Source organism: Erwinia sp. LJJL01 (assembly GCF_047300805.2).
In the GTDB taxonomy this organism is placed as follows: domain Bacteria; phylum Pseudomonadota; class Gammaproteobacteria; order Enterobacterales; family Enterobacteriaceae; genus Erwinia; species Erwinia aphidicola.
Genome location: NZ_CP178576.1, coordinates 2,585,248 through 2,598,645, shown reverse-complemented (window position 1 = coordinate 2,598,645; position 13,398 = coordinate 2,585,248). Strand labels below are relative to the sequence as shown.

Sequence of the window (13,398 nt, the reverse complement as noted above, 5' to 3'; positions counted from 1 at the left end):
ACGCTTCTTCGCTTTGCGCCGCCGGTCTAAAAATGACCAGTCGTATAAGTTACGCGAAACTAAGTTGACCTTCAGGTGACTGCTAACCATCAAGCACCGTGAATTTTCACTACGGAGCTATTGTATCTACGCGGGTAGATAAATCAAGCCATCGCAGCACGATTAATTAGATTATCTTGACATTCACAACCAGGACCTGCCAAAAAATCAAATAAAATCAACGGGCTGAATCGTGTGAAAAACATGCAATTTTTTTCTATCGCGCCATGGAGCAGCAAAACTTAAGACAAATGAGGTTAAACCGCGCGCTGGCCCGACGTTTTTAACCGCTAGATGTTGCGCTTTGATGACATCGTCTGAAAAATGCCGAGGCGTTTGTCTTAGTGCAGGAGTGTCGTTAAGCTGACGAACGGAATTATGCAGGCGAGATGCGATGACCATAACCCTGATGCGCCACGGTAAACCCGACCACCACCTCCCCGGCCGCCGCTCGGCGCTGGCGATGGCGCAGTGGTGCGAAGCTTACGATCTGGCTGAGATCTGCGACCATCCGCCGGAGCGCAGCCTGCGGCTGGCGGCGCGGGCGCAGGTGATCGTCACCAGCCCGCTGCCGCGCGCGCGCTCGTCGCTGGCGAAGCTGGGCAGACCGGCGCAGCAGGTCGATGCGTTATATCGTGAGGTGGCGATGCCGGTGATGCCGCTGGCGTTTCCTGCTCTGCCGCCGCTGCTGTGGCTGCCGCTGCTGCGCGCAATATGGCTGTTTGGCTACAAGGGGGAGGTGGAGTCATACGCCGAGGCAAACCAGCGCGCGGCGCGTGCCGCCCTGCAGCTGATTGCGCTATCCCGGCACGGCGATGTGCTGCTGGTCGGCCACGGCATCATGAACAAACTGATTGCGCGCCAGCTGCGCAAGCTCGGCTGGCTGGGGGAGAAACACGCCAGCAGCCGCCACTGGAGCAGTGCCATCTACCACCCGCCGCTGATTTAAATCCCGATACGCTGCTTAAGCGCGGTGCGCGACGCCTGCAGCGCACTCCCGGCACGGGCTTCATCCGGTATCGCGCGCGCCAGCGCCATCGCGCCGATCATCTCCGCCTGCACCGAACTCGCCAGCATTCGTGCTTCTTCATGCCCCAGCGCACTCAGCCACTGCACCAGCAAAGCATGCATCGCCTGAATCCCCTGGTCAAAGCGCTGACGTGCCTCCGGCGGCAGGCGCGAAGCTTCACCGCTCAGTGACGGCAGCGGGCAGCTGCACTCCGGTGCATTACGCGCCTCGGGCGACAGGTAGAGGTCAATCAGCTGTGCCAGCTGCTGCGCGACGCTGCCGTCGCTTATTTCGCTGCGCGCGCGCGCGTGGGTCTGATCGAACATCTGCCCGACCACCTGCGCCACCAGATCGTCACGCGAGCTAAAGTGCGCATAGAAGCCGCCGTGGGTCAGCCCAACGCGCTTCATCAGCGCCGCTACGCCGATCCCCTCGGTGCCGACCACGCGCATGATCGCCGCCGCCTCATCGAGAATGCGCTGGCGGGTACGTTCTTTGTGACTGATTGCTTCTGACATAACGGCTTCCTGAATGAGTGCCCACAGGCCAGGGCTATCAGAGTAATTATTATGATCGTCATATTCAATGCGGGTGACGTATTGACAGTATATATGATGACCGTCATATTAGCTCAGTGCAAACATGATGACCATCATATAGAGGAATAACCATGACAACGGCAACTTTGGGTACGGCAGTGATTACGGGTGCGTCGAGCGGTATTGGCGCGGTCTATGCCGAGCGCCTGGCGGCACGCGGCTATAACGTCCTGCTGGTGGCGCGTGACCAGCAGCGGTTAGAGAAGCTGGCGCAGCAGCTGGCCGACAAGTACGGCATCAGCAGCGAAGTGCTGGCGGCGGACCTGACCAATAAGCAGGAGCTTGCCCGCGTTGAGCAGCGCCTGCGCAGCGACGCCAGCATCAGCCTGCTGGTGAATAATGCCGGAATGAGCGTGGATGGCGACTTCCTCGATAACGATATCGACAGGGTAGAGACGATGATTGCGCTGAATATCCTCGCCCCCACCCGCCTTGCGCACGCCGCAGGGAATGCATTTAAAGCTCGCGGCCACGGTACGCTGATCAACGTGGCTTCGGTGCTGGCGCTGGTGCATGAGATGTTCAACGGCGCGTATAACGCCAGTAAATCATTTGTGCTGACCTTCAGCCGTTCGCTGGAAGCGTCGCTGAGTGCGCACGGCGTGCGCGTGCAGGCGGTGCTGCCGGGCATAACGCGCACCGAAATTTTCGAGCGCTCCGGCAAATCACTGGACGAGGTGCCGCCGCAGATGATTATGGAGGTTGATACGCTGGTTGATGCCGCGCTGGCGGGACTCGACCTTGGCGAGAGCGTGACGATTGCGTCACTGGAAAACATTGAGAAATGGCAGGCCTACGAGGCAAGTCGTGCGGCGCTGATCCCCGATTTATCACGCGATCGGTCAGCGTCACGCTACCGTTAGCGCCTGCGCGGCGCGGGCTGCGGCAGATAACGGTTATGATTCAACCAGTTCCGGCCAAAATAAATTTGCCTGGAATTGCAGCAGACAACGGTTAAGCGCTGGATCGGGCCGCGCAGTTACATTATAATCCTGCGCCTCAGGCCCCATAGCTCAGTTGGTTAGAGCACGCGACTCATAATCGCTTGGTCGCTGGTTCAAGTCCAGCTGGGGCCACCAGATTTTAGCTTTAGAATCATATAATTAAGCCACCTTTAACCGGGTGGCTTTTTTGTTCTTAAGCCACCATTGGCAGCAAAATGGCAGCAGGTTTTTCATGTGCTCGTACTATTGCATGCGCTGCTGCCTTTTTAATTTCAAAAAAAAACCCGCTTTCGCGGGCCTAGTGAAGTAAAGATGGCTGACTTCCGTGGTGGGTGTGCAGGGGGACTTTATTAACAGCGCCCGGCGTAACAATCACTGCCGCTATCGACTCATGAGTTTTGAATGTACAGCTGCAGTTTATATTTTGGCACTGGTGATAGCGCTCTTTCGTTTCTTTCGAAAGGTAGCGGCTACTTTTGGCATGGGCGGCGGTAAGGCAAATCGGGCAATGCATCATTTTGGTGTTCCTTCGTTGAGCGCATAACTTTAAATACACCAAAATCACAAAACGAGCAATTTAATTCACGATTCGTTATTTTCTGATGCTACGTATTCAACCCCCGACAACAACACTTCAAACTCCAGCGCTGTGGTATAGCCGCTGCCGCTAAGACTGTGAGTAACCTTGCTGATAACCCACGGCTGCGCATCGATCACCGCCTTAAAGCCGCTGACCTGCACTGGCGTCTCGGGGAACAGGTCGGCTCGCCCCATTGCCAGCGTCAGCGAGAATTCGGCAACGCCGCGCTGCAGCTTGTTCCACTTCGCCTGTGCCGCCCGCATAGCGGCGGCTTTCGTGGCGTAGACCGTGGTGATCGCAAACAGGTTATCCTCACTGCCGGCCAGATAATCCCCCTCTTTTGCCTCGGGCGTTTTCGCTGCCGCCGCTTTGCGTTTCTTCGCCGCCGGGTGTTCCAGTGCGCGCAGGTGCCGCTCTTTGGGCTTTCGCTGTACCTTAACCTTTTTCGGCTTCGGCTCCTTTGTGTGCAGCCAGCTGGCCGTCACCCCGGTGTAAGCCCCACGGTCAGCAATGCTGAAGCTGTGCCGGTCGCCGTCCTGACGGGTGATAGTCATCTGTGGGATCGGCTTTCCTGCAGCGGTAACGCCGCCTCCCGGCTTGATAAACAGCAGCCGCCCGGCCTTGATGGCGGCCACCGCGCCGTTAAGCGTGGCAATACGCGTCAGGAATGCGGCGTCGGTTTCCTGAGTCTGGTCGATGTGCGTGACCGGCACTGACGCAAATGCCTCGGCGATCATCGGCTGCAGCTTGTTGCGCTCGGCCACCTGTTTGATCACCGCGCCCAGCGTGGTGTCGTGATAGGACACTTCGCGCCGGGAGTTCAGCGTGCCGCGAAAATCCGCACTGCGCGCCCTGATCGTCATGGTATCCGGCGCGCCGTGATGCTCCACTTCATCAACGGTGAAATCCCCTTTGCCCGTCAGCGGCTGGCCCTTCCAGCCGAGAAACAGAGAGATCACCGCGCCGCGCACCGGCATCGCCAGCTGCCCGTCGGAGTCATCCAGCTCGATGTCGAGCTGGTCCGCCTCAAAACCGCGGTTATCCGTCATCGTCAGCGATATCAGGCGCGGGCTGATATTGGCCGTCACGTTCTCCGAGTTAACCCTGATCATGAAATCAGGGGTTCGCACCGTCCCGGCAGGCATCGCCAGGCTGTTAATCACGGTCATCCGATCAGCCCTCCCACGGAACCCAGCACGCCGCCCGCCGCCGTCCTGATGCCGTCCATTGCCGAGGTGATTTGTCCCGGCAGGTTACCTACCCCGGTCATCAGCCCGTCAGCCTGTTTTTTCATGTCGCCAAACATTGAGGTCAGGGTTTCATCGACGCGCAGCAGGCTCAGGGAAAACATGATTTTTCTGGCGCTGCCGTCGGAATAAAATTCACTGCTGGTCGACGAGTAGTTTTCAATGACGTACATCCCGTAAATCGTCCCGTTGCCGCCGATAAGCGGCCAGGCGCGCCCCTCGTCGGCCAGCAGCTTCATGGTCAGCATGGAAATTGCGCCGCCGGTGATTTCCGGGCGCAGCTCACCCGACAGCGTGATCTTGTCATCGCCCGGCCCGATAAACTGCGCCGAGGCGCGCTGTCCGATGCGGCTGTTAGTGGGCCAGCGATAATCAACGTTCTGCTGCATTTCGCTATACGGCAGCGTCTGGCGCATAAACGGGATCAGCCCGTAAATCATCATCATGGTTTAATCCTCCCATCCCATTTTGCTCTGCTGCTGCGCCCGCCTGGCGCGTGCCTGGCGCTCCCTGTCCTGTGCTATCAGCGCCAGCGCATCGTCTTTACTCATGCCCGGGTGCATGTTGATCTCATAGGTACTGTGGTTCTGGCTGTTGTCGGTGTAGCCGCCTGCGGCTGGCGCGGTTACGGGGCGATAGTTGCCCGCGCTCGCCATGTTGTACTGCATACCGGGATAAACAAACCCCACATCGCCCCCTGGGTGGTCGTCGGGGTGAGGGATTTTATCCTTGAGGGATTTCGACTTGTCGTCGATAACGCCGAGCTTTTTTAGCACCCAGTCAATCCCGTTCTGCAGCTCGGTTAATGGCGACAGCACAAACTTAATGCCCGCCGCGAGCAGTTCACCAAACTGCTTACCCATATCTCCGGCCGCTTTCAGCTCGGCCTGCGTGGACTTCACCGGCTCAATCAACCCTTTGAACTTGTCCCATACCCAGCCGAGTTTATCGCCCAGCCAGTCAAACACGGGCTTAAGCGGGGCAAAGGCGTCCGTGATCGGCCCCATTGCGGCGGTAAACCCTTCGGCAGCACCGACAATAAATGCCTTGATAGGCTCCCAGTATTTACGGATTAGCAGCGCACCAGCGACGATGGCAATACCAATTAGCGCCACCGGCAGGGTGACCGCCCCGAGCGCGGCGGTGATAGCCTCACCCGCCACCGCAAAAGCAACGCGGAGCTTTCCAGCCCCACCGAGTATGGCATTGATACCCGACACAACCGGCCACGACGCCAGCCCGACCGCCCCCAGCACGCCAAGGATAACCGTCCCGGCAACGGCGGCTTTTGCCAGCCCGCCCGCCAGTTCTGGATTTTTTTTAATCCATCCGTCGACGGTCAGCAGGAATTTCGTGGCGCTCTGCGTCAGGGATCGCAGCGAGCTGTCCAGCCCATCGAACAGGTCAGTACCGACCGCCTCCCAAGCGGACTGGAACTCCTTGAAGTCGCCGCCGAGATTGTCCTGCTGTACCTTCACCAGCCTTTCGGTGCTGCCGTCGGAGCCTTTAAAGGTTTTGGTCAGGTCGTCCAACATGCCGCTTGAGGCCGCTTTCATCAGCGTCACCGCCGACGATGCTGCCTCTTCGCCAAAGATGGTTTTCAGGTATTCAGCCTGCTGCGCGGAGCCGAGTCGGTTCTTTTCAAACGACTGCTGCATCTCCTTCAGCACGGTGAAGAATGGACGCATGTTGCCCTTGCTGTCCGAGGTTTTCACGCCCAGCTCTTTGATCGCCTTAAAGGCTGCGCCGGTCGGCGCCTGCACGCGCAGCAGCATGGCGCGCACGCCCGTCCCAGCCATGCTTCCCTTAGTGCCGTTCTGTGCCAGCGCCCCGATCATGGCGGTGGTCTGCTCGATGCTGACGCCCGCATTTTTCGCCACCGGTGCGATGTAGGTCAGCGCATCGCTCAGGCCGTCAAAGTCAGCGGCGGTTTTGTTCATCGTCGAGCTGATGACGTCGCCGATGTGCGCCACCTGATCGTTAGCCAGGCCAAAGGCGTTTTTGGTGCTCATCAGCAGCGCGGCGCTTTCTTCCATCGTGCGGTTATTCGCCAGCGCCATGTTGAGCGTGACCGGCGTTGCCGCCTTGATATCGTCCACGCTGCCGCCACCCTTGGCGATGATGATCTGCGCCTGCGCCGCATCGTGGGCGGATGCCGCCGTGTTATCCCCGATGCTGCGCGACTGCGTGCGCAGCGACTGGAACTCGGCGGAGTTCTTATCGAGGCCGAGCGTCGCCTGAAGGGTGGAATTAGCCAGCGCGAAGTCATAGCCCGGTCGCAGCATTGCTACCCCGGCCATCGTGCCGACCGTTGCCGCACCCAGCGCTGCAGCGCCGCCGTTGCGTACCTTCGATGACAGCTCCTGCCCTTTGCGGTAACGCTCGCTCACCCGGTTTAGCTGCTCCTGTTTCTGGCTCAGGCGCTGCAGCTCCTGTTTTTGCCTGCTCAGGCTGACGGTGGCCTGCGCCGAACTGGCCTTCAGGCGCTGCTGCTCGCTGCTCAGGGTTTTGGTGGAGATACCTGCGGCATTGAGCGCTTCACGCTGCTGCTGCACAGACAGGCGCAGGGCGTTGCTTTTGGTCTGCAGTTCGGACGCAGCCTTGCGCGCATTCTCCAGCGCCCTGGCCTGCTGCGTGGTAGGACGCTCGGTGTTGCGAAACTGCAGTGCCAGCGCGGCGGCTTCTTCCTTCGCGCTTTTCAGCGACTGCTGCGTGACGGCCAGCTGGCTGCTGGTCTTGCGGAATCCGTCAATCTTCGCCGCCTGCGCATCCAGCGCTTTAATGTTGGCCTGGGTTTCGCGGATGCTGCCGGAGAGCTGTTTGGTTTCGGCCTGGATGGCTTTAAAAGGGCGGGACGCCTGATCAACGGCTTTCAGCATCACCTGCAGCTTGAGGTTGTTACTCATCGGGGTTTACTCCGCTGCGGATCATGGCCTTATGCCGCCAGCCGAGCAACTCGGCCAGCGGCATGACGTACATTTCAGAAGGGGGCCAGTGAAAAATGGTGGCAATGTCGGCCATCAGGTCATTGACTGTCAGCTTTTCGGGCCAGTCTACTCGTCCGATTTCGGCGACAAAAAACCGATCACCGTCCCGGCCATCGAAATCAGGTCTTCCGGTGCCAGATTCAGGCATTCAGCCTTAGTCAGCGCGGGCTGCGAAATGCGCGGCAGCACGGTCAGTAGCGCGTCCACGTCCGACCCGGCAAGGTCCGACAGGCGCACGCCGCGAAGCGCACCGGCGTTAGGCTTAATCAGCTCCACCTGGCAGATCTCTGTTTCACCGCGCTTAACGGGCGAGACCAGCACAACAACGTTTTCTTTCTGTTCCATTTTTATTTATCTCTGCTCAGAAGGGGTAAGGGCCAGCGCCGGGCGCTGGCGTCAGGATTACAGCAGGCCGAGGTTTTTGCGGCGCTGCTCAAGGCGATCAACGCCGTTCACCTTTTCAACCATGTTCACGGTGTCGATCTCGATCAGCTCCTTACCGTTCCAGGTGATTTTGAAATAGGTGTTTTTGGTGGTGATTTTGGTTTCGGTGTCTTCACCCTGCTTGGCTTCGCCAAAGTCAAACGCCTGATGACGACCGCGCACCTCGATCTCGACCGCAATCTCCTCCTCGGTATCGTCGCGCTGGTAGGAGCCGGTAAAGCGCAGCGGTACAGCGCTGCCGCCCCACTGTGACAGCACCAGATCGTCAACGCCGCCGATGGTCCATTCCATGTCGAGCGCGTCATCGTCCAGGCCGTTATCGATGAAGCCCGCGCCGTTCATGCCGCCGCCGCGATAGGCGTCCAGCTTGCGCGACAGCTTAGGCAGCGTGACGGCGGTGACGACGCCCTGATAGCTGTTGGAATCATTGAAGAGGTTCATCCCCTTCAGTTTGCGAGGTAGTGCCATTTATCCGGCTCCTTAGCTGTTAACGGACGCGGCGAAATTCGCCAGATAGCTGTCGGTGATGCGCTGACGCAGGGTTAAATCTTCCAGCGGCGGCACGGGGGTATAGTCGTAATCAATAAAGAGCTTGCCCGCTTTCAGGCTGTCTTTATCGTTCGCGTTGTCGTCATACCAGGCGGTCGCGCCCAGCAGATAACCGGCGCTGACAAGCTCGCGAAACTTCGCGTTAATGCCGGAGATAATGTCCTTCACCAGCACCGGCGTCAGCGGCTTGTCGTTGGCCCACATGTGCGCCTCGGCCATGGTATCGGCCAGCACCTGCGCGGTGCGCGTGTAGTTCTCAAAGGCGAACAGCGGATCGTCGCTGCAGGTGCGGTTGCCCCAGAAGCGGAAACCGTCTTTGCGGATCAGCGTGGTGACGCACGCCTGATTCAGCAGGTCGGCATCGGTCCCGACCTGCTGCAGATCCCAGAACACCGACGCGGAAATCCCGGTCACGCCGTTGACGCCTACGTTTGACAGGGTTTTATGCCAGCCGGTGTCGTTGTCGATTTTGGCGCGCAGGCCGAGGGCGCGGGCGGTAGCGTAGGCCGTCTCTGACTGGTTAGCCGTGGTGTTCCAGGCGATGAAGTCGGGCCAGATAACCATCAGCTCGCGCTGGCTGAAGCTCTCGCGATAAAGCATCGCCTCTGAGATGGTTTTGCAGCCGTGCGCGGACACGTAGCCAAATGCGCGCAGCTGCTGACAGACGCTGGCAAGCGCCGTCGCCACCTCCAGCGAGTCGAGGCCCGGCACGCCGAGAATGCGCGGCTTAACGTCGAGCTGCGTCTGCGCGCTGAGCAGCGCTTTCATGCCGGTGTACTGGCCGTTTTCGTCGGTGGTGCCGATGATGTTTGAAATCGTCTCGGCTTCCGTCGCGCCCTCGGCCACGCGCACAACTACGGTGACGGGCTTTGACTGGTCGGCAATGGCCTGCAGCGAAGCCGCCAGGGTGCCTTTTTTGCCAGCTTTAGCGATTGCGCCCTGTACGTTTGTCAGCAGGACCGGGGTGTTAAGCGGAAAGGTCGCGGCGTCGGCGTCTTCTGCGGTGCAGACCATGCCGACAATCGCGGTGGAAACGGTGGAGATAGTGCGCGTGCCGTCGTTGATTTCGACGACACGGACACCATGGTGATAATCTGCCATCTGTAGCACTCCAAATAAAAGGTGCGCTCAGATTGTCAGCTCATGCGGGGGGATGCATGCTGTTGCGGCTTGCTCTTCAACCAGCAAGCATTGTGGCAGCTACTGTTAAACTTTGGGCATTTCAGGCCAATTTGTCATTTCATCATCAGGTGTAACGCGGCTAAGCAGGACGCGGTAAGTTTTCCAGGCTTTCAACATGGCGGCTTCGCTTTCAGTCTGTATTCCGAGATCTTCAGCATCCTGTAACGGCGCGATAGCCGTAGTTGCCTGGGCCATTAACGATTTAATGCGGGAATTTGCCTGCGCTACCAATTGTTCATTTGTAGGCGGTGGCGGGTCCGTCAGCACTGGACGTCCATCATCCCCAGGCGTGATGACCTTGCCATCTGACTGCCCGGCAAATAGCGCGTCATAAAGGTCATCGGTGATTTCCATTAGGTCATCCGGCCAGCTTCCCGCCTGTTCGTATTCATCCCGCAGTACATCAGGATAAAAAGCGTTATTTTTTGCGCTGTAAAAATACATATTAATATCCTATTGCCATCCAGCAGCCGCCCATAGACCAGCCGCCAGTCGTGTTCCCAAGCATGAGTCTCACGCTTGCCCGGTTATTCAGATTTGTGTACTCAAGGAAAGCATCCAGTTCTACATTCTCTGACGGGTTGGCGATGATCCCGCTCATGCTGCAAACAGCATTCGGAAAAGCCACGGGGAATGTGACGGCAACAACCCTTTCACCACTCGCTGCCGGGATTTGCCCCCACTGGATAATCACGCCGGTGCTTCCGCACTTCCACCAACCATTGACGGCTTTAGACGCTGTATTCAACGCCCCTTTTGTATTCAGAACGGGTATCAACCTCAGCTTTTGTATAAGCGGCTGTTTTCACCATGTAAGCTGCGTCTGCCTGGCTTTTTGTGTAATAGCGTGCGTCGAAGTTGGAGTAACTCCCCGGCTGGATAACTCCGCTCCCGTAAATGTTCCCGGAAAAGCCCACATCGTGCCCAAACTGGCATTTTCCTGTTGCGACATCGACATAAAACGGGCGCAGATCATTGAAACTGCCGTATTCATTATCTTTGTTTGTGAGCATCAGATAATGGCGCGCACCATCATTGCGCCAGAAAACACCATAGCCACCGTATGCAATTCGAAAATTGCTGGGAATAGTCGTCTGGACCTCTTTACCGTTATGGTATAGCTCGTACCAGGGATTCCACGTTTTTTTGTCACCGTTACGTGTACGAAAACCAATCCTTTCCCCTGCACCGGCATACGCTGTGACAATTTGAGTATTGTAACCATTTCCAAGGCCTGAGAAGTCGAGCAAGGAACCTGTAAAGCTCGGTGCATTTTCCGCATTGCTGTAAACGAAACTGGCCGCGTTTGAAGGTAATTCATTAGCATCACCCACATTACCCGCAGAGGGATTGATCCCCGCTCTCACCGTTGTTATTGCCAGTGCTTTCACGTCAGCCGCTGAAATATCGATATCTGCCGTCAGGGCCAGCCCGTTTACTTTGCGTGAAGATGGTACACGGCCGTTAGCGTTGGCGTTGGCGTTATCCGCGGCATTTTTAGCCACAGCTACCTGTGTATCCGTCTCAGCTTTGGTGTACGCCCCGACATTCGCCGCCCCGAGGGCAATATCTGCCGTGAGCGCCAGCCCGTTTACCTTGCGTGAGGACGGTACGCGCCCGTTAGCGTTGGCGTTGGCGCTATCCGCAGCAGCCTTTGCCACAGCGATCTGCGCATCAGTCTCGGCTTTGGTGTACGCCCCGACGCTCGCCGCCCCGAGGTTGATATCCGACGTCAGGGCCAGCCCGTTTACTTTGCGTGAGGCAGGCACGCGGCCATTGGCATTATCGTTAGCGGCCTTTACTGCTTTAGGCGTGGCGGCGCGGGTTTCATCTTCACTGATAGTACTGCTGAGGATGGCGAAGCCCCTCTCGCTCAGCGTCGCATCGGGATGATTACGCGACTGCTCGTGCTCTGCCAGGCGGTCATTAACATACTCCTCGGTCGCCAGCGAAATGCTGTCATCAATCAGCAGCGTGACGGCACTGGTATCCGTCACGCTCAGCACCATGCGCAGCGTCTGGGTACGGCCCGATCCCTGCTCAAGCGTCGGCTTATAGGTTTCCGCCATGTTACACACGGCCATCAGTGAGCCATCAGAGGCCAGCAAGCCCAGCTCACGCATCCAGAAACCCCCGACGCTGGCGGGCGCGATAGCCTCGGCGATCAGCCAGTTCTTATTTTTGGCGTCCACCTTCAGCGAGTTGAGCTTAACCCGCCAGACCTCATTAACGAGGTGTGTCTGTGAAGCGGCCGGAACAGTGGGTGCGCCGTTTCCGTCCCCCACAACCATAGTGATAATGTCTGTTTTACCGCCTCCCTGAACAGCAGCGGCGATACGCGCCTGCCCGGTCAGGGTGACGATTGACTGGAATTTTTGCGCCATAATTAACCCGGATAGATGGTGGTGGTTTCTGCGTCATACTGCGCAGCGCCGATATAAATCATGCCCTGAATATCCTGCGTGATAGTAAGTCCGATAAGGTGACGACTGACGGGCCTCGCATCAGCAATCATGCGCTCCATTTCGAGATACATCTTTTCGTCAATGCCCGATTCAAGCACGCCAATCTCAAGCCTGAACGTGCCCGGCGCGTCGCCGGTCTGCCACCATTCAGTGACGGTAATCAGGTAGCCCAGCGGCTCCACAACCCGACGCACTGCGCCGAGAGTACCCTTGTGGCGGTGCAGGGCCGCAGATGACGCCACCACGCTGCGCTTGGTCGCCTCACTCCAGCTGGTATCCCAACGGTCAACCGACCACGCCCATGCGAGATAGGGCAGCAGCTCCACCGGGCAGGTCGCCGGGTTCCACAGCCTGCGCAGCGGTACGGGGGTTTTCTCAATCGCAGCGCAGGCCTCGGCTGCTGCCACCTCAAGCACGGAAGAACCGGAAGGCAGCAAGCGATCACTCATCGGAACCCCCGACCGTGATGGTATAGCCGGTGCAGTAACCGGCCTGGGTTTTATCCAGTACCACATCCTGCGCCGGTTCGTTCAGCTGCACCCGCTGCACGCCCTCAACGTGTAGCGCGGCATACAAAGCAGACTGACGGATATCGCGCCCGAGGCGGCGCTGCGCACTGACAAACGCCTGCAGTTTAGCCTCGGCTGCAGCGCGTACCGGCTCGGCTTCCGGCCCCGGATAGATGTACAGCACGGCATCTACGCTGTAGTTGACGATCGCAGCTGACTGGACGGTTAAGCGGTCGGCCACCGGGCGTACGTTCTCATCATTCAGCGCGGCATCCACCACGGCCAGCAGGTCAGCAGCGGCCACGCCGTCAGCCTCGCGTGAAAGCACGGTGACGGTGACGCAGGCGGGCGACGGGCTGATCGCCGTGGCGTCTGATACGCGCCCGTCGGCGCTTTTGGCGTGGAATTCATATGCCCCGGTCGGACCGGCCACGCTCAACCCCTCAAACGCCGAGGCCACGCGCAGGCGGAAATCATCATCACTTTCCATCACGGCGGCGACGGGCGGGATCGCGCTGTCATCTGCTGCCGTCAGCGTTAGACGCACGACGCCGTTATTCGCGCCGAGCTGGTCAAGGTCCGCGCCGTTTGCCCAGGCGACCATATTGGCCTCTGCCGCCTCATTAATACGCTGGCGCAGAATGACCTCACGATAGGCATTCTCCTGCAGCAGCTTAACGATGGGTTCCGACTCCAGCGACAGGGTGCGGGCGACCGCCTCCTGCTGATCTGCCGGGTACAGCGAAATCAGGGTGGCTTTGCGCTCGACCAAAAGGGTTTCGTAATCCAGCGTTTCCACCACGTCAGGCGCGGGCAGCTGGCTCAGGTCAATAGTTGCCATAGG

General features: G+C 58.6%; 16 protein-coding genes and 1 tRNA gene. 3 read left to right on the top strand and 14 right to left on the bottom strand.

Translation table 11 applies throughout. From position 1 onward, the window contains the following. Positions 1–433: 433 nt before the first annotated feature. A complete protein-coding gene (locus ACLI4M_RS12930; RefSeq protein WP_133624715.1) occupies positions 434–988 on the top strand; it encodes a histidine phosphatase family protein in 555 nt (184 codons plus the stop codon). On the opposite strand, the gene ACLI4M_RS12925 is transcribed toward ACLI4M_RS12930, so the two are convergent. After that, entirely contained in the window at positions 985–1,566 is a 582-nt protein-coding gene (locus tag ACLI4M_RS12925; protein ID WP_133624717.1) for a TetR/AcrR family transcriptional regulator, read from the bottom strand. The two genes, ACLI4M_RS12930 and ACLI4M_RS12925, sit on opposite strands and share 4 nt — an antisense overlap. Before the next feature lie 152 nt (positions 1,567–1,718). Between ACLI4M_RS12925 and ACLI4M_RS12920 the strand changes: the two genes are divergently transcribed. Beyond that, the gene (locus ACLI4M_RS12920) at positions 1,719–2,510 is read left to right on the top strand and encodes an SDR family NAD(P)-dependent oxidoreductase (RefSeq protein WP_133624719.1); all 792 of its coding nucleotides are present in this window, start codon (positions 1,719–1,721) and stop codon (positions 2,508–2,510) included. Between the two features lie 139 nt (positions 2,511–2,649). Continuing rightward, positions 2,650–2,726 (top strand) — tRNA-Ile (locus ACLI4M_RS12915). Positions 2,727–2,889: 163 nt separating this feature from the next. Here ACLI4M_RS12915 and ACLI4M_RS12910 read toward each other — a convergent pair. From ACLI4M_RS12910 to ACLI4M_RS12850, 13 genes are all read right to left on the bottom strand, one after another. After that, positions 2,890–3,108 (bottom strand): ogr/Delta-like zinc finger family protein, encoded by a 219-nt coding sequence (locus ACLI4M_RS12910; protein WP_133624721.1) that lies wholly within the window; start codon positions 3,106–3,108, stop codon positions 2,890–2,892. A 65-nt stretch (positions 3,109–3,173) separates the two neighbouring features. Next, entirely contained in the window at positions 3,174–4,340 is a 1,167-nt protein-coding gene (locus tag ACLI4M_RS12905; RefSeq protein ID WP_208864896.1) for a phage late control D family protein, read from the bottom strand. After that, positions 4,337–4,864: a phage tail protein gene (locus ACLI4M_RS12900; RefSeq protein ID WP_062818453.1), complete on the bottom strand. Its 528-nt coding sequence runs from the start codon at positions 4,862–4,864 to the stop codon at positions 4,337–4,339. The genes ACLI4M_RS12905 and ACLI4M_RS12900 overlap by 4 nt, the downstream gene beginning before the upstream one ends. Positions 4,865–4,867: 3 nt before the next feature. Beyond that, the gene (locus ACLI4M_RS12895) at positions 4,868–7,324 is read right to left on the bottom strand and encodes a phage tail tape measure protein (RefSeq protein ID WP_133624723.1); all 2,457 of its coding nucleotides are present in this window, start codon (positions 7,322–7,324) and stop codon (positions 4,868–4,870) included. Beyond that, positions 7,317–7,439 (bottom strand): GpE family phage tail protein, encoded by a 123-nt coding sequence (locus tag ACLI4M_RS12890; RefSeq protein WP_133624725.1) that lies wholly within the window; start codon positions 7,437–7,439, stop codon positions 7,317–7,319. Before ACLI4M_RS12890 ends, ACLI4M_RS12895 begins: the two co-directional genes overlap by 8 nt. Before the next feature lie 32 nt (positions 7,440–7,471). Next, positions 7,472–7,750: a phage tail assembly protein gene (locus ACLI4M_RS12885; RefSeq protein WP_133624727.1), complete on the bottom strand. Its 279-nt coding sequence runs from the start codon at positions 7,748–7,750 to the stop codon at positions 7,472–7,474. A 57-nt stretch (positions 7,751–7,807) separates the two neighbouring features. Further along, positions 7,808–8,317 carry a phage major tail tube protein gene (locus ACLI4M_RS12880; RefSeq protein WP_133624729.1) on the bottom strand — a complete coding sequence of 170 codons (510 nt, stop codon included), beginning with the start codon at positions 8,315–8,317 and terminating at the stop codon, positions 7,808–7,810. A 12-nt stretch (positions 8,318–8,329) separates the two neighbouring features. Beyond that, entirely contained in the window at positions 8,330–9,499 is a 1,170-nt protein-coding gene (locus ACLI4M_RS12875; protein WP_133624731.1) for a phage tail sheath protein, read from the bottom strand. Positions 9,500–9,604: 105 nt separating this feature from the next. After that, positions 9,605–10,024, bottom strand: coding sequence for a tail fiber assembly protein (locus ACLI4M_RS12870; RefSeq protein ID WP_133624733.1), 420 nt, complete (start codon positions 10,022–10,024; stop codon positions 9,605–9,607). 1 nt (position 10,025) lies between these two features. Further along, positions 10,026–10,328, bottom strand: a complete 303-nt coding sequence (locus ACLI4M_RS12865) for a gp53-like domain-containing protein (RefSeq protein ID WP_413449720.1) — start codon at positions 10,326–10,328, stop codon at positions 10,026–10,028. Then, positions 10,312–11,964 (bottom strand): phage tail protein, encoded by a 1,653-nt coding sequence (locus ACLI4M_RS12860; RefSeq protein WP_413449719.1) that lies wholly within the window; start codon positions 11,962–11,964, stop codon positions 10,312–10,314. Before ACLI4M_RS12860 ends, ACLI4M_RS12865 begins: the two co-directional genes overlap by 17 nt. A gap of 2 nt (positions 11,965–11,966) precedes the next feature. Then, positions 11,967–12,494, bottom strand: coding sequence for a phage tail protein I (locus ACLI4M_RS12855; protein ID WP_133624735.1), 528 nt, complete (start codon positions 12,492–12,494; stop codon positions 11,967–11,969). Beyond that, positions 12,487–13,395, bottom strand: a complete 909-nt coding sequence (locus ACLI4M_RS12850) for a baseplate assembly protein (protein ID WP_133624737.1) — start codon at positions 13,393–13,395, stop codon at positions 12,487–12,489. Before ACLI4M_RS12850 ends, ACLI4M_RS12855 begins: the two co-directional genes overlap by 8 nt. Between the last annotated feature and the right edge of the window lie 3 nt (positions 13,396–13,398).

Bases quoted from the DNA above. Each gene is read 5' to 3' on its own strand.
- ACLI4M_RS12930 (WP_133624715.1), top strand. From the start codon at position 434: ATGACCATAACCCTGATGCGCCACGGTAAACCCGACCACCACCTCCCC.
- ACLI4M_RS12925 (WP_133624717.1), bottom strand. From the start codon at position 1,566: ATGTCAGAAGCAATCAGTCACAAAGAACGTACCCGCCAGCGCATTCTC.
- ACLI4M_RS12920 (WP_133624719.1), top strand. From the start codon at position 1,719: ATGACAACGGCAACTTTGGGTACGGCAGTGATTACGGGTGCGTCGAGC.
- ACLI4M_RS12910 (WP_133624721.1), bottom strand. From the start codon at position 3,108: ATGATGCATTGCCCGATTTGCCTTACCGCCGCCCATGCCAAAAGTAGC.
- ACLI4M_RS12905 (WP_208864896.1), bottom strand. From the start codon at position 4,340: ATGACCGTGATTAACAGCCTGGCGATGCCTGCCGGGACGGTGCGAACC.
- ACLI4M_RS12900 (WP_062818453.1), bottom strand. From the start codon at position 4,864: ATGATGATGATTTACGGGCTGATCCCGTTTATGCGCCAGACGCTGCCG.
- ACLI4M_RS12895 (WP_133624723.1), bottom strand. From the start codon at position 7,324: ATGAGTAACAACCTCAAGCTGCAGGTGATGCTGAAAGCCGTTGATCAG.
- ACLI4M_RS12890 (WP_133624725.1), bottom strand. From the start codon at position 7,439: ATGGCCGACATTGCCACCATTTTTCACTGGCCCCCTTCTGAAATGTAC.
- ACLI4M_RS12885 (WP_133624727.1), bottom strand. From the start codon at position 7,750: ATGGAACAGAAAGAAAACGTTGTTGTGCTGGTCTCGCCCGTTAAGCGC.
- ACLI4M_RS12880 (WP_133624729.1), bottom strand. From the start codon at position 8,317: ATGGCACTACCTCGCAAACTGAAGGGGATGAACCTCTTCAATGATTCC.
- ACLI4M_RS12875 (WP_133624731.1), bottom strand. From the start codon at position 9,499: ATGGCAGATTATCACCATGGTGTCCGTGTCGTCGAAATCAACGACGGC.
- ACLI4M_RS12870 (WP_133624733.1), bottom strand. From the start codon at position 10,024: ATGTATTTTTACAGCGCAAAAAATAACGCTTTTTATCCTGATGTACTG.
- ACLI4M_RS12860 (WP_413449719.1), bottom strand. From the start codon at position 11,964: ATGGCGCAAAAATTCCAGTCAATCGTCACCCTGACCGGGCAGGCGCGT.
- ACLI4M_RS12855 (WP_133624735.1), bottom strand. From the start codon at position 12,494: ATGAGTGATCGCTTGCTGCCTTCCGGTTCTTCCGTGCTTGAGGTGGCA.
- ACLI4M_RS12850 (WP_133624737.1), bottom strand. From the start codon at position 13,395: ATGGCAACTATTGACCTGAGCCAGCTGCCCGCGCCTGACGTGGTGGAA.